This window comes from Bifidobacterium callimiconis (genome assembly GCF_003952005.1).
GTDB lineage: Bacteria > Actinomycetota > Actinomycetes > Actinomycetales > Bifidobacteriaceae > Galliscardovia > Galliscardovia callimiconis.
In genome coordinates this window covers 39,660-59,423 of the sequence record NZ_QXGJ01000010.1, presented here as the reverse complement: position 1 = coordinate 59,423, position 19,764 = coordinate 39,660, and the positions used below count along the sequence as shown (strand labels likewise).

General features: G+C 61.5%; 12 protein-coding genes. 6 read left to right on the top strand and 6 right to left on the bottom strand.

The window, feature by feature from the left end; genetic code table 11:
- The first annotated feature begins 69 nt into the window (after positions 1–69).
- The 3 genes from D2E23_RS09410 (at position 70) to rsmG (ending at position 3,183) form a co-directional block, all read left to right on the top strand.
- Positions 70–1,728 (top strand): RNA-binding domain-containing protein, encoded by a 1,659-nt coding sequence (locus D2E23_RS09410; protein ID WP_126030655.1) that lies wholly within the window; start codon positions 70–72, stop codon positions 1,726–1,728.
- A gap of 155 nt (positions 1,729–1,883) precedes the next feature.
- On the top strand, positions 1,884–2,438 hold the full coding sequence (locus tag D2E23_RS09405) for a Jag family protein (protein WP_126030654.1): 555 nt from the start codon (positions 1,884–1,886) through the stop codon (positions 2,436–2,438).
- Between the two features lie 64 nt (positions 2,439–2,502).
- Positions 2,503–3,183: a 16S rRNA (guanine(527)-N(7))-methyltransferase RsmG gene (rsmG, locus tag D2E23_RS09400; protein ID WP_126030653.1), complete on the top strand. Its 681-nt coding sequence runs from the start codon at positions 2,503–2,505 to the stop codon at positions 3,181–3,183.
- Positions 3,184–3,397: 214 nt separating this feature from the next.
- Here the strand turns inward: rsmG and D2E23_RS09395 are convergent, their stop codons facing one another.
- Positions 3,398–4,348, bottom strand: coding sequence for an Abi family protein (locus tag D2E23_RS09395; protein WP_126030652.1), 951 nt, complete (start codon positions 4,346–4,348; stop codon positions 3,398–3,400).
- A 652-nt stretch (positions 4,349–5,000) separates the two neighbouring features.
- Between D2E23_RS09395 and D2E23_RS09390 the strand changes: the two genes are divergently transcribed.
- Positions 5,001–6,005: a ParA family protein gene (locus D2E23_RS09390; RefSeq protein ID WP_126030651.1), complete on the top strand. Its 1,005-nt coding sequence runs from the start codon at positions 5,001–5,003 to the stop codon at positions 6,003–6,005.
- Position 6,006: 1 nt separating this feature from the next.
- Positions 6,007–7,407, top strand: a complete 1,401-nt coding sequence (locus D2E23_RS09385) for a ParB/RepB/Spo0J family partition protein (protein ID WP_126030650.1) — start codon at positions 6,007–6,009, stop codon at positions 7,405–7,407.
- Positions 7,408–7,610: 203 nt separating this feature from the next.
- On the opposite strand, the gene D2E23_RS09380 is transcribed toward D2E23_RS09385, so the two are convergent.
- The 3 genes from D2E23_RS09380 to D2E23_RS09370 all read right to left on the bottom strand — a co-directional run bounded on the left by D2E23_RS09380 (position 7,611) and on the right by D2E23_RS09370 (position 11,438).
- Complete coding sequence (locus D2E23_RS09380; protein WP_126030649.1) at positions 7,611–8,636, bottom strand: threonine aldolase family protein; 1,026 nt, start codon at positions 8,634–8,636, stop codon at positions 7,611–7,613.
- A 206-nt stretch (positions 8,637–8,842) separates the two neighbouring features.
- Positions 8,843–9,793 (bottom strand): thioredoxin-disulfide reductase, encoded by a 951-nt coding sequence (trxB, locus tag D2E23_RS09375; protein WP_126030648.1) that lies wholly within the window; start codon positions 9,791–9,793, stop codon positions 8,843–8,845.
- Positions 9,794–10,112: 319 nt separating this feature from the next.
- Complete coding sequence (locus tag D2E23_RS09370) at positions 10,113–11,438, bottom strand: MFS transporter (protein ID WP_164520769.1); 1,326 nt, start codon at positions 11,436–11,438, stop codon at positions 10,113–10,115.
- A gap of 484 nt (positions 11,439–11,922) precedes the next feature.
- On the opposite strand from D2E23_RS09370, the gene D2E23_RS09365 reads away from it, so the two are divergent.
- A complete protein-coding gene (locus tag D2E23_RS09365) occupies positions 11,923–12,546 on the top strand; it encodes a TetR/AcrR family transcriptional regulator (RefSeq protein WP_126030646.1) in 624 nt (207 codons plus the stop codon).
- An 832-nt stretch (positions 12,547–13,378) separates the two neighbouring features.
- On the opposite strand, the gene D2E23_RS09360 is transcribed toward D2E23_RS09365, so the two are convergent.
- Together D2E23_RS09360 and D2E23_RS09355 are read right to left on the bottom strand one after the other, a co-directional pair.
- The gene (locus tag D2E23_RS09360) at positions 13,379–17,440 is read right to left on the bottom strand and encodes a murein biosynthesis integral membrane protein MurJ (RefSeq protein WP_126030645.1); all 4,062 of its coding nucleotides are present in this window, start codon (positions 17,438–17,440) and stop codon (positions 13,379–13,381) included.
- A complete protein-coding gene (locus D2E23_RS09355; RefSeq protein ID WP_126030644.1) occupies positions 17,437–19,746 on the bottom strand; it encodes a DUF6049 family protein in 2,310 nt (769 codons plus the stop codon). The genes D2E23_RS09360 and D2E23_RS09355 overlap by 4 nt, the downstream gene beginning before the upstream one ends.
- Between the last annotated feature and the right edge of the window lie 18 nt (positions 19,747–19,764).

Here is a 19,764-nt window from a genome sequence, read left to right as displayed (position 1 = left end):
GGCGCAGCACGGCGGACGGTCGTGATTGACGCCGGCCGACCGGCTGAGATTCGCAGAAGCGCGGATCGTGTGAAACGCACGATCCGCGCTTTTTTCGTTGCGGTTCGTTGCGACGGCGTTTTCCCGATTTCTGTTGCGGCGGTTACCGGATATGATCCCCATTTGCTTGAAGTCCCCTGCGATACACTGAACGAACAGACAACTCGGGGAGACGCCATGAATGCTGTAGAACTTGCCGCCGTGCTTGATCGTGGGGAGAATATCTCGGTCGAATTCAAGCGCTGCGGTGCCCAACCTGAGGCGGATGTGTTCGAGACGGTATGTTCATTCAACAACCGGTTCGGCGGATCGATCTTTCTTGGTGTACTCGACGACGGCACTGTCGAAGGTGCCAATGAGGGTCAGGCTGTGTCCATCGAACGCAATCTGGTGAATGTCGTCGGGAATCCCAAACTCTTCAATGTCGCGCCGGCTATCGAGACCGAGCGTATCGAATACGACGGCAAGCTTGTAATCCGCGTCTGGGTTCCGGCCGGACCGGCTGTCGTCAGTTTCAAGCATGTGATCTACGACCGCGTGGCCGACGTGGATCGACGTATCACCAGCGAAACGCAGATCGCGCAGATGCACATTCGCAAGCAGAACCATTTCAGCGAGCAGCGCGTATACCGGTATCTGAAACCGTCCGATTTTCGACTTGATCTGCTGCCTCGCGTGCGCAAGATGGCCGCTTTGAAGACACCTGGTCATCCGTGGACCGAGATGGATGACATGGAGCTGTTGCGCAGCGCCGACCTGTACGGCGTGAACTACGACACTGGTGAGGAGGGCTTCAACCTCGCCGCCGTGATGCTACTCGGCAAGGATGAGGTCATCTCGCGTATCGCGCCCGCATACCGTACCGACGCGATCGTACGGCGTGAGAATCTGGACCGCTATGACGACCGTCTGATCGTGACTACGAATCTGATCGAAGCGCAATCGCAGGTCTCCGAGTTTGCGAAACGGTATCTCCCCGACCGGTTCATGCTGGAGGGCGATCAGACCGTAAGTCCTCGGGACATCATCATCCGCGAGCTGGTCTCGAACCTGATGATTCATCGTGAGTTTGTTAGTCCGTATCCAGCCAAGTTCCTGATCCTCAACGATGGCATCCATACAGAAAATGCCTCCAAGGCGATTTTTCAGGGGCAGCTCGCCATCACGAGTTTCAAGCCGGTATCGAAGAATCCGTTCATCGCGAAGTTCTTCCGCAACATCGGCCTGGCTGACGAGCTCGGCAGCGGCATGCGCAATCTGTACAAGTATTCAAAGCCCTACTCCGGCAAGGATCCCGTACTCGACGACGGCGATGTATTTGAGGCATTCGTTCCCGTGCGCTGGGTGGAGGGCACGTCTGCCAAAGACGATGCGCCGACTCATGATGGGGATGAACATGAAACTGTACATGACCATAATGAGCAGGTATCTACCTCAGACGAAACTGTAAATGAAACTGTAAGTGAAACTGTAAATGGCATTCCAGAGAGGGAACAGCGTCTTTTGGAATTGATCCGCAGAAATCCATCGCTCACGTATCGGCAGGCAGCAACTGCGTTGGACGTATCCTATACCACGGTATGGCGGACGCTCCATATGATGAGAGAAGACGGACTCATCGCTCGTGAGGGCTCGGATAAACGCGGCAAATGGCGCGTTCTTTCTGTATCTCCGTCGTCTCATCAATGACATGACGATCCGCGCTTTTTCGTTGCGGTGGTGTTTTTCCCGATTCTGTTGCGGCGGTTACCGACTACGTAGCTTCTGCCGTGTAAGGTGAGGAATGGTGTCGTGAATCGAGTGCGATTAGACTTGCACTTAACTGTGTCTTTTAAGGAGTTGTAATGTCTCAGACGGATGAGAAGACGATCGATCAGCTCAATGAGGAAGCTGACATCGCCGCCGATTACCTCGAGGGCCTGCTGGATATCGTCGATTACGAAGGCGACATCGAGATGGGTGTGCGCAATAACCGTCCGGTGGTGCAGATCGTGGCCGACGACGATACGGACATCAAGCATCTGATCGGCCGTAAAGGTGAGGTGGTTGACGCGCTGCAGCAGCTGACTCGTTTGGCCGTGCAGCAGAAGACCGGCGAGCGCTCGCATCTGATCATCGACGTGGACGGCTATCTCAAGCGCAAGCGTCAGCGTCTGAAGGACATGGCTCTGGACGCGATCGACGAGGTGCGCGAGACCGGAGAGCCGGTGTCGCTGGATCCGATGAACTCGTTCGAGCGCAAGATCATCCACGATGTGGTGCGTGACGAGGGACTGAAGTCCCGTTCCCACGGCGAGGAGCCGCACCGTTACGTGACGGTGTACCGCAAGGCCTCCGCGACCGCCGCCGACGTCGATGCCGATGTGGCCGACGACGGCGTGGACGAGGTCGAGGAGTAATCGGCGCAATCGATAGTGGTAAGAACGACGGAACGATAACGACAAGGACGAAGAGTACGCGCATATGACGGATCAGCTTGACGGTTCGCCGATCATTGACGAGGTGCTGGGCGCCGCGGCGGCCCCGCTGCGGGTGTTTCACGAGAAACTGGAACGTGAGGGGGAGCCGCGTGGCCTGATCGGCCCGCGTGACGTGGATATTCTGTGGGAGCGGCATATCCTCAACTCCGCGGCCGTGGTGCCGTTCATTCTTGACGCGCTGGGCGTGCCCGACGACGAGAACGGCGAGGGACGCCTGAACGCCACCGGTCAGCTTGCCGACGTGGGCAGTGGCGGCGGATTCCCCGGCATCATTGTGGCGGCGTGCCTGCCGAAGGTGTCGGTGTCGCTGATCGAGCCGATGGAGCGTCGCGTGGACTGGCTGAGCGAGGTCGTGCACGATCTTGACCTTGGCAATGTGCGTATCGTGCATGCGCGTGCCGAGGATGCGAAGAAGCCTGGTGAGGGCTTTGACGTGGTGACCTGCCGCGCCGTGGCGCCCATGCGTAAGCTTGCCGGCTTCACGATGCCGCTGCTGCGTTCCGGTGGCCGTCTGGTGGCGTTGAAGGGTCGTACCGCGCAGGATGAGATCGACAAAGGCATGAAGATGATCCTGCGTGCCAAGGGCCGCGATCCGCGCGTGGTGGACGCCCCCGTGGCACCCGGTCTCGAATCCACCTACGTGGTGCTGGTGGACAAGAAGTAGCGTTTGGCGGCTGGATTTTCTTCCTATAGGACGTAGACGTTTCATTCGCAGCCTGAATTTGGGACATCGAAAACAGAAAGGAGGAGCTGACGCATCAGCTCCTCCTAGGCGTCACCCGAGGGCTTCCGCCGCAATTGCTATGCAAGTGTAGCATGCAGCATGCGCTATAAGGGAGCTTGTCTCGGAAACACGGGCATTCACACCATTTTGTTCGTTACAGTGAAGCGAACGTCCGTATTGACTGCAGTTTCTGACGTGCCCCCGTATGAACGAGCCTACTAAAGATAGGCTGAGGCAGCTTTTGCTGATATGAATCAAGCAGCGACACGTAACCATCTAGAAAAGCGAGACGGTTGTGCTCGGGTGCTTGCAATTTGGTCATCAGATAGGCGAGCAGGGCCATGTAGTCTGTGATCTCCCCGAAATCCACTCCAATCATTCCCGTGTCCCCGGCGAGCATCTTGCCAATGTCGCGATTGACTCGGGCCTGCTTGAATCGGACATCCATGACCACGCCATTATGGGCGATGGCGTTACGGAAATCCTTGAGTGCGAAGATAATATTGCCAAGCACGGTGGCCGAGTCGTAGTTGCTGGGGAGGCCAAGCTCGCTGACGATGGCGGCCTTCACTCGTGCGTCCAGACATTTATAGAACGTACCAAAAGTTCCCAACGTCATTACCTCGAACAACGCCCAGATAGGGATGGCCTTGTCTTCATCCAGAAAATGCTGGATTACGGGAACCGAACTTTTATAGCGCTGCGCCATCAGAGCATCAATCTCATTTCTGAGCCGCATACGTTGCAATAAGGCCGGCTTGTAATCGCTTGTCCCTCGGTGCGCCCGATAGGCGGTTAGGCTCTGCATGTACACTTGATCGAACGATTCGGAGCCAGCATCCGCCAATACTGCTTCCAACGTATAGTTTTTCAGAGCGGTCTCCACGAACATGATTTCCGGGTATGCCAGTGATTTCAACGACATATCAAAATCGTTCAGTGCGATCACTTGCGCAAAATCAGTAAGTGGGAAACGATTCTTAGCCATACCGGCGAAGCGGTATCCCTTATAGCCGTGATAATAGCCAAGATTCTTTAACTCCTGACGCTGGGTTTCGTCAATGGCAACACCGTTATCAGAGAGATGCTGCATCAGCTCATCCACCGTCTTTATTGCTGGGGCCTTTCCTTAAGATTGCAATACGGGAATTGTATCGCCTGCGAAGGTGATAGGAGGCGGATTAAGGCACAGTGAGGTTGTCGCTGATCGCGCGTAGGTATGTTTATAACGAACGATCGATGGCTATTTTGCCTTGCGGTACGGCGTTGCATGGTGTTTCCCCGTGGCCGACGGCACACTGGAAGGAAGCCTCGTGTTTCATGGTCCTTTCCAACAGTGTCGGTTGGTGAATGAACTCCTGTGAAACAGAGCGTGCTTCATGATGGACAGACATGCCCTCGTGGTGTGAGGAGCGAATCGAGCGGACGCCAATCGGACGTGATGAAATCCTGACGTACTGAATAGTGCGTGTTATGCACACTATGTGGTGGATAGGTTGTGGATAACTTCAACAAAATTGTGGATAACTTTTTGGACGCTGTCTAATAGTTGCAATCGCAACGATGTTAAGGGTTCGGCAAACGATTGCTTTAATGGCAAGAAATGGCATCAAAGCCAGGTTTTCCACATCGTTATCCACAAATATCCACATTCGTCCACAATGGCCGATTTGACTTGCGTTGTCGGTGTGTGATGACCACAATGGGAATCCGATTCGGATACAATCGAAGAATATTTGAACGAAGAAAGGTGAACCATGGCGAATGTTTCACGTGAAACAACACAGGCCGATGGTCAGGAGCAGGGGGAACACATCGAATCCGCCAATGATGTGCTGAACCGCATCTTCAGTGATGGATCCTCCTCCTCGATGGGCTCCCAGCTGGCGGACCTCGCCCGCAGGCGCCAGCAGCTCAGTGAAGCGCAGTATCCCAAGCCCTCCGAGACCCGCGTGATCGCAGTCGCCAACCAGAAGGGCGGCGTAGGCAAGACCACGACCGTGGTGAACCTGGCCGCGGCGCTCGCCGACTCCGGTTCCCGCGTACTGGTCGTCGATATGGATCCGCAGGGCAACGCGTCCACCGCGTTCGGTGCGGAACACTCCTCCGGCAGCCCGTCGGTGTACGACGTGCTCGAAGGCCGTCTGGACATCAACGACGTGAAACAGCCGTGTGAGGACTTCCCGACGCTGGAGATCGTGCCGTCCACCATCGATCTGTCCGGCGCCGAACTGGAGATCGCGAATCTCGAAAATCGTACGTTCCTGTTGCGCGACAGCATCGTCGAATATCTGAAGAACACCGACGATCACTACGACTACGTCTTCATCGACTGCGCGCCGAGCCTTGGTCTGCTCGTGCTCAACGCACTGTGCGCCGCGCACGAGGTACTGATCCCGATCCAGGCGGAATACTACGCACTGGAAGGTCTGGGACAGCTGCTCAAGACCATCGGTCTGGTGCAGGGCACGGTCAACAGGAATCTGATCATCTCCACCATGCTCATCACCATGTTCGATCGTCGTACGATCCTGAGCCAGGATGTGTACGATGAGGTGAAGGAGCATTACCCCGACATCGTGCTCGACACCACGATTCCGCGCGCAGTGAAGATCGCGGAGGCGCCGAGTTTCAACAAGTCGGTTATTGCATACGACGCAAACGGTGCGGGTGCGGTGGCGTACCGTGAGGCGGCTCTGGAGATCGCCAAGCGTTCCGAAAGGGTTCTGAAGACTATCGCAGCACGAAGGAATGGTGACTGACATGGCAACGCGTTCACGTCGCTTGGGCAAGGGACTGGGAGCGTTGTTCCCGACCATCCCCGACGAGTCCGAACTGCAGGGGGTTCCGAAGCCCGAACCGGCTCCGGTTGCACCCGCTCCGGTAAAGAAGGCCGAGAGGAAGGCTGCGGAGCCGGTCAGGCCGGTTGTCGCGACGCCGAAGCCCGTCGCGGATAATAAGCCGAAGTCGGCGGCCGATGCGCCCAAGACCGGTGAATCCGGCGAAGGCGCCGCATCTGTTCGTCCGGCGAAACGTGCGGGCAAGAGCCGTCGTCCGAGCATGCCGTCGCTGGTGGATTCGGTGAATCCGAGCGATCATCCCAGCGATATGTTCTTCGGCGAGGCGCCGTCCGCGCCTGCCGCACCCGCCGCCAAGACCGAGGAGCCGGCCGTTACGGCCGAGTCGCCCGCCGTCGTTGAGGCTCCGGTCGCCTCTGCCACCGCCGAGGTGCCCGCCTCCGCGGTGAAGCTGTCCGTGTCCGCGCCGGCGTCGTCCGATGCGAACGATGACGATATCAAGCCGGTCGAGGGCGGATACCTCGCCGAGCTGCAGATCAAGGACATCATGCCCAACGAACATCAGCCCAGGCTGATCTTCGATGAGGATGAGCTGATGGAGCTGTCGCGCTCGATCCAGGAGGTCGGCGTACTGCAGCCCATCGTGGTGCGTCGTCGTGCGGCGAAGAACATCACCGCGGAGAAGCCCGCCGCATACGAGCTCATCATGGGCGAGCGCCGTATGCGCGCCAGCAAGCTCGCCGGGCTCACCGAGATCCCCGCGATCGTCAAGACCACGTCCGACGACGACATGCTGCGTGACGCGCTGCTGGAGAACCTGCACCGCGTGGCGCTGAACCCGCTCGAGGAGGCGGCCGCCTACCAGCAGATGCTGGACGAGTTCGGCCTCACCCAGGAGCAACTGTCGAAGTCGGTGTCGAAGTCCCGTCCGCAGATCGCCAACACGCTGCGTCTGCTGCAGCTGCCCGCCTCAGTGCAGAAGAAGCTATCGGCCGGCGTGCTGTCGGCCGGTCACGCGCGTGCGCTGCTGAGTCTGCCCACGTCCGAGCAGATGGAGGCGCTGGCCGACCGCATCATCGCCGAGGGCCTGTCCGTGCGCTCGGTGGAGGAGATCGTGGCGACCGAGGCCGCCAAGGATCCGGGCAAGAAGAAGCGCAAGCCGCGCAAGAACGTGTGGTCCGATTCCGACATGGTGCACTCGCTGGAGAACCAGTTCGACACCAAGGTGGCGATCCGCGGCACCAAGAAGAAGGGCCGCATCGAGATCACGTTCGCGTCGGAGGAGGATTTCGACCGCATCGTGCAGCTGCTGTCCATCGCCCGTCGCGACGACGCCGCTGCCGCCGGCAACGACGGTTGGGTGTGAGTTCGCTCGAAACAGCACTATCCCAACGTTTCACATGAAACATAACGGCTCTCTAGTTTCACATAGAGAGCCGTTTTTCGTCGGGCCGCCGGTCCGTCAGCCCCTAGTGTGATCACACTAAGTGTGAAACTTAGTCATCATTATGGTTTCACGTGGAACCACAATAATCAGTGTTCCACACTATCGTGCAGCGATACCGATCGCTACAGCAGCGCGATGAGTTCGTCGACGTGCCCGGGGGTGGTGGCCCAGCTGGTGCAGATGCGCATCACCGAATGATCGTCGTCGTACTTTTCCATGAAACCGAGCCGTACATGCGTGCTCAGCCGGTCGATGGTCGGCTGATCCAGCACGATGAAGATCTGATTCGTCGGCGCCTCGAAAGCGAACCGATACCCCTTCTCACGCAACGCCGTACGAATGCGCTCAGCCGCCTCGTTCGCGTTGCGGGCGATGCGCGTGTACAGGTCGTCGGTGAACAGCGTATCGAACTGCAGGCCGAGCAGCCAGCCCTTGGCCAGCAATGCACCGTGCTGCTTGACGAGCGTGAGGAAGTGCCTGGGCGCGTTGCCGCGCGGGAACACCACGGCCTCGCCGAACAGCGCGCCCACCTTGGTGCCGCCGATGTAGAACACGTCGGCGATACGGGCCAGATCCTTCAACGTGACGTCGTTGCCGATCGCGGTGAGCGCATAGCCGAGTCGTGCGCCGTCCACGAACAGCGGAATCCCGTACTTATGGCAGACGTCGGCGATGGCCTCCAGCTCGGCCTTGGCGTAGATCGTGCCGTACTCGGTGCACTGTGAAACGTAGACGCTGCCGGGAAACACCATATGCTCGTGGTTGTCGTCGGCGTAGAACGTGGCAATGTAATCACGCAGTTCGTCGGCGTCGATCCTGCCGTCGTGCTGGGGGAGCGTGAGCACCTTGTGTCCGGTAGCCTCGATCGCGCCGGCCTCGTGCACGTTCACGTGGCCGGATTCGGCGGCCACCACGCCGGCGTACGGCGGAGTGATCGTATCGATCACGGTCATATTGGTCTGCGTACCGCCTACGAGGAACCAGATCTCAGCGTCCGGGCATCCGCACGCCTCGCGGATACGAGCCTTGGCGGACTCGCAGTAATGATCCATGCCGTAGCCGGTGATCTGTTCCATGTTCGTTTCGGCGAGCCGACGCAGAATAGCCGGATGCGCGCCCTCGCTGTAGTCGTTCTCAAAAGACAACATGATGGTCTTCCCTCTGTTTTATGAACGTGTCGGTGTGATAGACGCGTGGAACAGCGAATATCGAATGTTTCATGCGAAACATCGAGTAAACGCGTGTTCCACGCGGACGGAATAATGCCTCGCCACGGGCGATGTCGAGGACGAGCATGACAGTCCGATCATTGTGCCGACCATCATGCAGTCTTCGAGGTTCTGTGACGTACCGCCTACTCCGTCTCCACCAGATACATCTGTGCGTCAAGCGCAGCGCGGCAACCCATGCCGGCCGCGGAAATGGCCTGACGGTACACGGAATCGGCGTTGTCTCCGGCGGCAAACACGCCCGGCACCGACGTGCGCGTGGAACCGCCGTCCACGATTACCGTGCCATCGCCCGCTAGCTCGAGCGCGCCGTCGAGGAACGCGGTCTGCGGCGTGTGTCCGATCGCCACGAACACGCCGTTCGCATCGATATCGCGCGTCTCGCCGGTCGTCACGTCACGCAGCGTCACGCTCGTCGCACCGTTCGCATTATCACCATGGATTTCGTCGACCACGGTGTTCATCACGAACTCGATCTTCGGATTCTGCTGCGCGCGTTCAATCATGATGCGCGACGCACGGAACTCGTCACGACGATGCACCAGCGTGACCGACGAACCGAAACGAGACAGGAAGTCGGCCTCCTCCATGGCGGAATCGCCGCCGCCGACCACCACGATCGGCTTGTCGCGGAAGAAGAAGCCGTCGCACGTGGCGCAGTACGAGACGCCACGGCCGGAGAACTCCTGCTCGCCGGGCACGCCCAGCTTGCGCGGCTCCGAACCGGTGGCCACGATCACCGTGCGGGCCCGGTATTCATTGCCGCCGTCGGTGCGCACGGTCCTGATGGCACCGGGCGTGGTGTCGGAGAAGTCCACCGACGTCACGTCATCGTACTCGATCATGGCGCCGAACTTCTCCGCCTGCTCGCGCATGCGGTCCATGAGGTCCGGGCCGAGCACGCCCTCGGGGAAGCCGGGGAAGTTCTCCACCTCGGTGGTGTTGATCAGCTGCCCGCCGGGATTGAGTACGCCGGCGATGACCAGCGGCTGGTATCCGGCGCGGGCGAGATAGATGGCGGCCGTGTACCCCGCAGGGCCCGACCCGATGATGATTGCGTCGCGAATGTCACTCATACGCCCCACCCTACCGTGCGGGTGTCGATTCCATGTATCACTGCCGGCGGAATCCGGGGGCGTGCCGAGGATGTTTGCCGGATCCGGTGCGGGTTCGCTCGTCGGACACTACAAACCCGCAGCGGAGCCGACCGTATACTGCGGGTCTGTCATGCGCGCACGACGAACCCGCAGTGAGATGGTGCGCTTGCTGCGGGTTTGTTTATCGAGCAGGACGAACCCGCAGCGAGACGGTATGTTTGCTGCGGGTTCGTTGTCGATCGGCGCCTAACCCGCAGCAAACGGCGGATGCGGGACCGATCGATGATGATCGATCGGCCTACTTCGCCTTCCTGATCGTGGCGATGAAGATGATCGACGCGAGCAATGCCACGATCGACAGCACGAACACCGGCTTGTACGTGCCGAGAACGCCGAACAGGATCGACGTGACGATCGGTCCGAAGATCTGACCGAACGTGTTCGACAGGTTCAGGATGCCGAGGTCCTTGCCGGCCTCCTCCTTGCTGGGCAGCACGTCCACGTTCAGTGCCTGATCGCACGTGTTGTAGATGCCCAGACCGAAGCCGGCGACCGCGCCGAACACGTACATGGCGGTGGCGGTGGGCCATACGAACGGTACGGCGAAACCGATCGCGATGATCACGGCGCAGGCGATGACCAGCGGTTTGCGGCGGCCGATCTTGTCGGACAGCGGGCCGGACACGACCATGGAGACCAGCGAGGCGACCATGCTGCACACCGATACGAGCGCGATCGTGGCGGCCGCGGTCTGCGCGTCCTGGCCGATGTAGTCCTCGACCACGTACAGCTGGTAGCTGATGATCATGTAGTAGCCGAGCATGATGAGCAGACGGCCGACCAGCGCCTTATAGAAGTCGCCGCAATTTTGTGTCGGGGGCTTGAAGCTCATGAGCAGCGACCTGACGCTGAACGCGACGTGCGGCATGTTCGCGGCCGACGGCTCCTTGGGCCAGGTGAGTGCGGTGGCCAGACCGGCGATGCCGAGCGCGATGCCCGCGATGATGAATCCGGTGAGCTGGTTCGTGATGAACCACGCGCCCACGATCGTGCCGAGCGTGGATCCGATGGTCACGCCGAAGCCGTAGGCGGCCGACATCTGTGCGCGCTTGGTGTCGGGCACGCGGTCGGACAGCACGGCGAGGAACGGGGCGAGCAGTGCGTTCAGACCGAGCTGGAATCCCGCCCAGCACAGCAGGATCAGAGGAATGGACGGGGCGAGTGCGGCCAGGAACAGGCTCAGGCCGGCGAGTGCGGAGCCGATGACCATGTACGGGGTGCGTCGGCCGAAACGGGAGCGTGAACGGTCGGACAGCGCGCCGAACACGAGGTTGGCGATGAGGGCTACGGCCGCGCCGACGGCGTTGAGCTGGGCGATGAGTGCGGTGGGGTTGGCGAATCCCTCGTCTCGGAATCGCTGCGGCAGCAGCACCTGAGAGGAGGCTGCGAACGGCACGACCCACAGCAGGCCGCAGATCAGGAAGCCGAGCATGAAGCGGACGATGTCGGCCTTGGTGAAGCGCTCGCCGAGCGCGTTGTCGGCCGTTGCGGCTGCGGCCGATGGGGTAATGGATTCGGTGAGGGTCTCGGTCTCCAATGTTGGTGTGGCGACGGCGCTTCCCATATATCCTCCTTTGGATATGCGGCTGGTCTTCCTCTTCCCTGAGGGTGCTGTGCGGTGACGCACATGCGTGTGCGGTGTGTCTGTGTGCGCGGCGCGCGTTGTGCGTGCGTGGCATGGTCGTTCATGCGGTATGTGGCTGCGATCGCGTCGATGATGACCGCCGCTTCCGTTGTGCGGCGTGCGTCGGTCATGGTTTTCAATCGATCGCGAAGCGGTTACCGATCGGTCACTAACCGGTCGGTAACCCATAATTTAGCACTGTGGGTCGAACGACACGCGGGGCGGTGGTGAGTGATGCCGATCATTCGCTGCGGGTTCGTTTACCGACTGCGACGAACCCGCAGTGAAACGGTGCGCTTGCGGCGGGTTCGTCGTCGGTCGGCACCGGACCCGCCGCGCAGCGTAGGCGAGTATTCGATGCCGGACGATTCGGGCTGCTGTACGGTCGTACAATATCCAGCAGAGAGAACACGAAAGGCCACATATGGAATCGCATATCAAGCCCATCCGGGAGATCCATCCGCGCGTCCGGCAGATCGAGGACGTGTCCGCCACACTGTTCGGCGAATCCGGCTACTACGGCACTTCGCTGCGCGACATCGCCGAGCGTGTGGGCATCTCCAAGGCCGGGCTGCTGCACTACGTGACCAGCAAGGACAACCTGCTGTGCATGGTGCTCAACGACTGCTACGACCAGCCCACCAGGGTCAACATGGCCGTGCATGAACTGTTGCAATACGATGGTCCGGTGCCGGACGACAAGCGTCTGCACATCCCCGCGTACTTCCGCGAGCTCGCCACCGTGAACGAGCAGCGACCGCAGCTCGTGCGACTGTTCACCACCATGAACGCCGAGGCGCTCAACCCCGACCACCCCGCGTACGAGTACTTCCGCGAGCGCGACGCCGCACTGACCGAGGTTGCGTACGCCGACATCTGGTATGCGCCGGATGGGGTGGCGACGCCGGAGGTGATGATGACCGCGTATCGGGCGATGGACGGCGTGCAGATCAGCTGGCTGCGCAATCCCGAACACACGCTGCTCGAACGGTGGGATGCGGTGGAGCGCTCGCTGTTCCCCGCGTCGATCTGGGAAGGGTATATGTAGCGCGGGCGCGCGGTTGTGGTTGCGTTTGGTTGCGACGATGCGACGGAACGTAACCGAAGACGGTTCCTTGAGTACGTTTCGTTGTGCGTGACTAGCGGAACGTACTCGGGGAGGGGGCTGCGGTTACGTTTCGCTGTGCGTGATTGACGAAACGTAACCGGGAGATGCGCTGCGGTTACGTTCCGCTACGGTTTATCTGCGGACCGTAACCGCAGCCGGGTGTGCGATTACGTTGTGCCACATTTGACTAACGGATCGTACTCGAAGGGTGTGGTTTGATTACGGTTCGTCGCGAATCGCTGACGGACCGTAATCCGGACTGAGAGGTTGTTTACGGTTCGCTGTTGAATGGCGGCTGGCTGTAATCAGGATGATCTGCGTATCCGTGCTCATTGGACGCATGTGTACGTCAGATACGCCTGCAACGAGTGGCTACGAGGTCTGTCCGATGTATACGTGCGTCGAATAAGCATGGAAGAACTCAGTATGGTGCTTGTTGGGCGCATGCGTGCGGCGAATAAGCACGGGAAGGGTCGATACGGTGCTTATCCGACGTATGCGTGCGGCGGATAGACCTGGAGGTGTGGCATACGAGGCTCATCGGACGTATGCGTGCGTCGAATAAGCATCGAAAGCGTCAAAAGCGGGTTTACAGGGAGGGGCGGAACGGAGTTGGATATGGACGAACCCGCCCGGATATGTGGTCTCGGACAGGTTCGGCGGATGTGCTGCGTAGAGCGGTTCACCTCAGTCGACTGGCGAAATGCATCAACGTCGCCTCGTGTTTCGGGTCCGACGGCTCCTCTTATCGAGGGGCTGCCGCGAGCGGGGCTTAGTAGACCTTGACGCCGTTGAAGTAGAGGCCGCCTTCGGGGGTGGTGTCGACCGGCACCCAGATGACGATGTCCTGCGTGTTCACGGTCTTGTTGAGCTTCACCTCGGTGGTGCCGCTTGCGTCGAACGAGAACTCGCCCACGAGCTCGCCGCCGGTCGGATCGCTGCTCGTGGCACCCGCATACACCTGCGCCTTGCCGCCCGACTGCCTGATCGACACGACCAGACGGGACACGTCCTGCGGCTGCGTGAGACGAATGTGCCATCCGCGGCCGTTGTACTGGCTCGTACGGTTCACGAACGTCTGCGACGACGTGGCGTATTCCGTGGTGTTCTGCGGCGCCTCGGTCTGCTTCGGATCGGGGACCTTCTTCGCGTTCTTGTCCGCGGTGATCACGGTGGGCGTGGCCTCGGCCGACTTCTTCTCCGACGGAGTGGAAGAGGCCGCGGACGACGAAGCGGATTCCGACGGGGACGCGCTCGCCGAACCGGACGCCGACGGCGATGCCGACTGCGTGGCACCCGGGAACGCCACATCGGACGAGTTGAACGACGGCCATGCGCTGGACTTCTGACCCTCACTCTTGGGGGAGAACAGGCCCAGAGCGGCGGCGGAACCCAGGAAGATCGCCAGCAGCGCCACCACGGTGCCCACCACGATCGCGATGCGCTTGCGTCCCAGCTTGCGCTTGGTCTCCGGAGTGGCGTTGGTCTCGGCCGGCTCGGGGGTCTCCATGTACGACGGCGGATTCACCGGCACCTGCGGCTCGAAGCTCGCGGGCAGCGGTTCGATCACCATCGTGGTCTCCGGATCCTCCTCGGCACCGGCAGCGGCGCCGTTCTCGGAACGTTGCGCGGCGCTCTCGGCCGGCGTGAAGCTCGGCGGCGCCACCTGCCCGGTCACACCACCCGGCAGCGGCACGTTCTCGGGATCTCCCTCCCACGTGTCCTCGTCGCCGAAGTCGTGCGCGCCACGTGCGGCGCGAATCGACGCCACGTCGAGGCCCATCGTCGGACGTCCGCTGAAGTCCTTGCCGCCCTGGGGCATCACGCCCAGCGGTACGCCATCGTCCTCGAAGTCGCTCGGATCGACGTTGTCCACCTCGCTCTTGGAAAACAGCTGATTCGGACGCCACGTCAGCTCGCTCGGCTGCTGCGCGATCTGCGGCTCGCTCACCGCAAGGAACGACTGCGGAATCGGCACGATGCTCGTCTCATTGGCCGGACGGAACTCCGCCAGCTTCACCGACGGGCTCGAGGGATGCGACGGAATGACGATATCGTCACGGGTCAGCTCGGTCATCGGCTTCCACGTGCCGAGCAGCGCTTCGAACTCGTCGAGCGTGCTGATCGGGATCGGCGCGTCATGATCGCGGTCGTGAATGCCGAGACCGCGCGCGCACAGAATCGTATACTCGTCGGGCGTGCCGGCAGGCAGCTCATCGAGCGCGTTCGCGTCGGCCGGATCGAACACGTGACCGGTCAGCGCCTGATAGAGCACGGCGGCGATCTGACGGATCACCACGGACTCGGAGTCGGGGTTCTCGCCGGCATGACGCAGCAGCGGCGGCACGAGCGCGGCGGAGATCGGCGCATCGGCCAGCGTCACGCTCTGCGACGTCATACGGATCGTGGCAGCGGAGATGGCACGATGGTTCAGACCGGACTGACGCAGCGACTTGGCGGCCTCCACGGTCTCGCCCACGATCGTGCGGATGGCCTCCGCGCTCAGCGCGTGCGTCGAATCGTCGGCGTTGTGTGCAAGATAACGTTCGAGCGAAATGCCGTGATCAAGATCGGTGACGATGATGCACGCGCCCTCGTCGGAACGGATCTGCTGGATGGGTGTGAAGTGCTTGTTGTGGCTCAGGGTGAGCGCGCTCGCCACATCGTTGGCCATGCCCGCGAACGTGGAGTCGGTGATCAGGAAGAGCTGGCAGTCCTTGGCCATCACACTGTCGTTCGCCCGCCAGACCGAGATGCCGGGCTCCTCACGCAGGATCTGCACCAGCGTATAGCGGTCGATGAGGGTGTCTCCAAGTCCTGGCTTCATAGTGGTGTTGCTCTTCCCTGCGAATAAATCAAGCTGTTGATGGGCCTTAGTCATTCTATAAGTGGGACTGCCCGATGGGATGCGGTCCGCGGCCGTCTGCGGTGAAGGTTTCGACGACGTCGAAGGGGCGGACGGGGGTGCCACGGGCGGCGTTACGGGCGCTGTGGCGAGTTTTGTGGTCTTGTCACGGTCGGCAATGCCGTGATCCGCATTGTCGTCGTTGGCATCGCCGGACGCGGGCTGATTGTCGGGCGACGAGGCCACAAAACTCGCATCCTCGGTGGCGGAGTCCGATTCGGCGGCCGTGTTCGCCGCGTCTGAGGCGCCATTCGCGCCGCCGCGATGCAGGAACCGCGCCTTGACCGCGTTGACCAGCGACGTGAACTCGTCCACGCGCAACGCCATCAGCAGCAGCGCATACACCACGGCCGTCACGATCGTGCCCACGATGCAGATGATCAGCGAATCGATCCATCCCATATGACCGTCGAACGGACCGACGTCGACGTGCAGCAGTCGCATGACCGGCTTGCACGCCAGCCAGCAGGCCACGCCCGCCGCCACGCCCGCCACGATCGCCTTGGCATGCATGACGATGATGCGACGGCCGTCGAGATTGCCGCCCATGCGCTTGCGCAGACGCAGGAAGATGAACGGAATCGTAAGAATGTACGCGAGACTCAGCGCAAGACCCACCAGCGTGGCCCACTGCTGCGGCGGCGCGATCATGATCGCCGGCAGCAGCAGTGCCATCTGCACCGCATTCTCCAGCAGGGCGAACAGGAACGGACTCTTGCCGTCCTCATACGCGTAGAACGTGCGCTGGATCAGCAGGAACGCGCTGATCGGCACCAGACCGATCGACAGCGTCACCAACGGCCCGGCGATCAGCAAAGCGTCATGCACGTTCACGGACGGCAGCAGCGCTCGCGTGATCGGCACGGGCATAGCGATGAGCGCCGCGGAGAAGAACACCATCGACAGGCCCACCGTGCGTAGCGACGAGCTCAGATCCTCGCGCGCGGTGGCCACGTCGTGATCGCTGATCGCGCGCGACAGTTTGGGGAACACGGCCGTGGTGATCGACACCGCAATCAGCGAATACGGCAGGATGTACAGCGAATACGCGTACTGGTACGAGCCGTTGCCGGCGATGTTGTACAGATCATGGCCGGCGTGCGGCGCACCCGTATTGATCTGCGACGTGACCATGCCCACGACCAGATTGAGCATGGTCATCGCAAGACTCCACGCGGCCACCTTGCCCATCGAACGCAGACCGATGCCATGCAGACCCCACTTGGGACGGTAGTGCAGACCCAGACGCATGAGCGGCAGGAACAGGATCACTGCCTGGAACGCCACGCCCAGCGTCCACGTGCCCGCGGTGAGCAGGATCTTGTCCTCCGTCCAGAAGTCCATCGGCATGCGGTCGGCCTTGCCGAACAGCATGATGAACGCGGTGAAGCCGGCGCAGCTGATCACGTTCGCACCCACCGAGCTCCACGCGTACATGCCGAACCGGCCCTTGGCGGCCAGAATCTGGCCGAGCACCAGATACAGTCCGTAGAAGAAGATCTGCGGCATGCACCACAGCGTGAACGCGTTGACGAGCGCTCGCTGGTCGGGTGCCCAGTTCGGGTTCACGTACAGTCGGGTGACGAGCGGTGTGCCCAGCATCATCACGGCGGTGACGGCGATGAGCAGCGTGATCGACACGGTGATGAGCTTGTTGAGGCGCTCGTTCGCGTCCTCATGCTTGAGCGTGCGCACGATCTGCGGCACGAGCACGGCGTTGAAGATGCCGCCCGAGATCAGCGTGAAGATGACCTGCGGGATCATGGAGCCGGTCTGGTAGGCGTTCGCGGCGATGCCGGTGGTGCCGATCGCGGCGGCCAGCAGGATTGAGCGAATCTGTCCGGTAACGCGCGAGGCCGCCGTGCCGGCGGCCATGATCAATGAGTTGCGTCCTACGGAATTCGTTGTTTCGGAGCTCTGGGAACTCATTCGTCGGGGTCCTTTACACGATGGAACTGTCGCCACAGGCCAAGCAGGCCCAGCAGCACGGCGAGCGCGAGGATCGCGTAGCCGCTCCAGTCATTGATCTGCAGCACGCTGGTGATCTTCGCCTCGGCGGTGTCGCTGATGGGCTGACCGTTGGAGTCCTGCAGTTGGATGGTCACGGTGGCCGTGCCGGAGCTCAGCACGCGGATGGTGAGCGTGGACTGCACTTCGGAGTTGGCGGGAATGGTGAGCTCCTCGCCGGAGGAGGAGACGATCTGTTCGGAGTCGGTGCCCGCCATGAGTCGGACGCGTACGGCGTACGGGTGGCTGTTGGCGATGGTGACGGGCATGCTCGCGCTCTGGCTGACGATGTTGATCGAGTCGGGCTTGGCGACGGTGACGCCGGAGAACAGGCCGTCGGCGATGCGTCCGGCGGCCTTGACGAGTCGTTGGTCGTTCGTCTTGGAGCTGCTGAACGCCTTGAGTGCCAGATCGGTGTAGGCGGAGCGCAGTGAGGTGACCCAGCGGGCGGCGGATTCGCTGAGCTTGGCGGTGGAATCGCCGTTGGCGCCGGAGTCGGTGTTGCCGGTGTCTTCCTTGGCAAGCACATTGTCGGCGAAGCGCGTGATTTCGACGTAGGCGTCGCGCAGCGTGGAGACCTGACCGCTCAGTCGTTCGGCGGTGGCGGCGGTCGTGTTGGCGTTGTCGGAGTCGGTCGTGCTTGAGTCGGCGTCGGTGTTGGTGGCTTCGGTCATCGACGGCACTTCCGCCGCACGCTTGGCCGCGTCGTTGCCGCTGACCGACGGTTCGGCCTGCATCAGATCGTCGAGTCCGGCGAGCTTGAGCCAGGAGCAGGATTCCAGCTGCGTCATGAGCGATTCGACCGTGGTGGCGCTGGCGTTGGTGCCGAACGAGACGAGCAGCGTGCGGTCCTCGTACGGGCGTTCCATCTGGTAGAACGCGCTCTGCGCCACGAATCGGGCCATGCGGCCTGCCGTGGTGCCTTCGGCCTGCGCCTTGGCGTCGGATGAGGTGGCGGAGTCCTGGGCGAGCGCGCTGAGGTCGCGCTGCGTGGTGAGCACGGTTATGTCGCCGGCGTCGGTGGGCACGACCATCTTCGACGTGTGCACGGCGGTGGGGGAGTCGGTGTCGTAGTCGGTTTCGGCCACTACGGCGGAGTATCCCTGTGATTTGGCGGCAGCGAGCGCGCTGAGCGTCCATGAGGCGGTGGACTGCCAGGCCACGGTGGCGGGCGTGGTCTTTTCGTCGCCGGTGACGCTGTGGTACATGTCTGTGGCGGTGGATGCGCTCCACAGGTCGTCGGTCAGGCCGGCGTCCTTCCAGGGCAGGGTGTCGGCGGTCTGCGACTGGAAGGCGATGTCGAATCCGCGCGGCTGCATGAGTGCGGCGATCTGCGGGGTGCCTGAGAACGTGGTGAGATACGACGAGTCGGCCACGGCCTGCACGGCGGTGTGGCGGCGCAGTGTGGCGGCGAGCGACGACTGGTTGCGCCGCTGCTTGTCGGTGAGCGAGGTGACGGTGGTGGATTTCGCCGCTGCGTTGCCGGAGTCGGTTGCGTCGGAATCGTTGCCGTTGCCGGACGCGTTGGACGTGCTGGATGCGGCGCTGGCGCTCTGATCGTGGGTGAGCAGGTTGCGTACGTCGTTAGTGCTGACCTGCCAATTGGAGCCGGTCAGCGGCAGGGCCATGGTCAGTCCCAGCTGTGGTGTGGCGTCGACGTTGAGCCCGTCCTGCGTACGCGTGACGAACGAGTGGATGTTGGTCGTGACGTTCTCGCCGTCGGAGTTCTGCGACGCGTACGTGATGTTGAGCGGCTTGGCGCCCCAGGAGGTGAACTGGTCGAGCACGCTGTCGGCGCTGTTCGAGTCCGACGACGAGGAGTCCGACGAATTCGACGACGTCTTGGCGTGTGCGGTGAGCGTGACGGTGCGGCTGCCGCCGGCCTCGATGGAGTCCACGGTGGCGGTGGCGAGCGTGGTGTTCAGTCGGCGCAGACGGGGATCGGGCGTGGAGCCGTCGGCCCACGACTGCATCAGCGAACTGGAGTTGAACGAATACTTCGGATTGGTCAGCACCTTCACTTCGCCGGACGCGAGCATGCTGTTGGTGCCGTTCGTGATCGTCACGACGGCGGTGTAGTCGTTGGTGCCGTCGATCGTGGCGCTGGTGCCCGATTCAAGACTGACCGAGACCTTGCCCGTCGCATCGTCGGCGGCGTACGTGGGCACGACCCCGGCGAACACCATCGCCAGCGCGATCATCATGGCAAGGCAAACATCAACGAACACGCGTAGGCGTCGTACCGC

Excerpts from the sequence above, each read along its gene's own strand:
- D2E23_RS09365 (WP_126030646.1), top strand. The coding sequence starts at position 11,923 with ATGGAATCGCATATCAAGCCCATCCGGGAGATCCATCCGCGCGTCCGG.
- D2E23_RS09390 (WP_126030651.1), top strand. The coding sequence starts at position 5,001 with ATGGCGAATGTTTCACGTGAAACAACACAGGCCGATGGTCAGGAGCAG.
- D2E23_RS09385 (WP_126030650.1), top strand. The coding sequence starts at position 6,007 with ATGGCAACGCGTTCACGTCGCTTGGGCAAGGGACTGGGAGCGTTGTTC.
- rsmG (WP_126030653.1), top strand. The coding sequence starts at position 2,503 with ATGACGGATCAGCTTGACGGTTCGCCGATCATTGACGAGGTGCTGGGC.
- D2E23_RS09380 (WP_126030649.1), bottom strand. The coding sequence starts at position 8,636 with ATGTTGTCTTTTGAGAACGACTACAGCGAGGGCGCGCATCCGGCTATT.
- D2E23_RS09360 (WP_126030645.1), bottom strand. The coding sequence starts at position 17,440 with ATGAGTTCCCAGAGCTCCGAAACAACGAATTCCGTAGGACGCAACTCA.
- D2E23_RS09370 (WP_164520769.1), bottom strand. The coding sequence starts at position 11,438 with ATGGGAAGCGCCGTCGCCACACCAACATTGGAGACCGAGACCCTCACC.
- trxB (WP_126030648.1), bottom strand. The coding sequence starts at position 9,793 with ATGAGTGACATTCGCGACGCAATCATCATCGGGTCGGGCCCTGCGGGG.
- D2E23_RS09405 (WP_126030654.1), top strand. The coding sequence starts at position 1,884 with ATGTCTCAGACGGATGAGAAGACGATCGATCAGCTCAATGAGGAAGCT.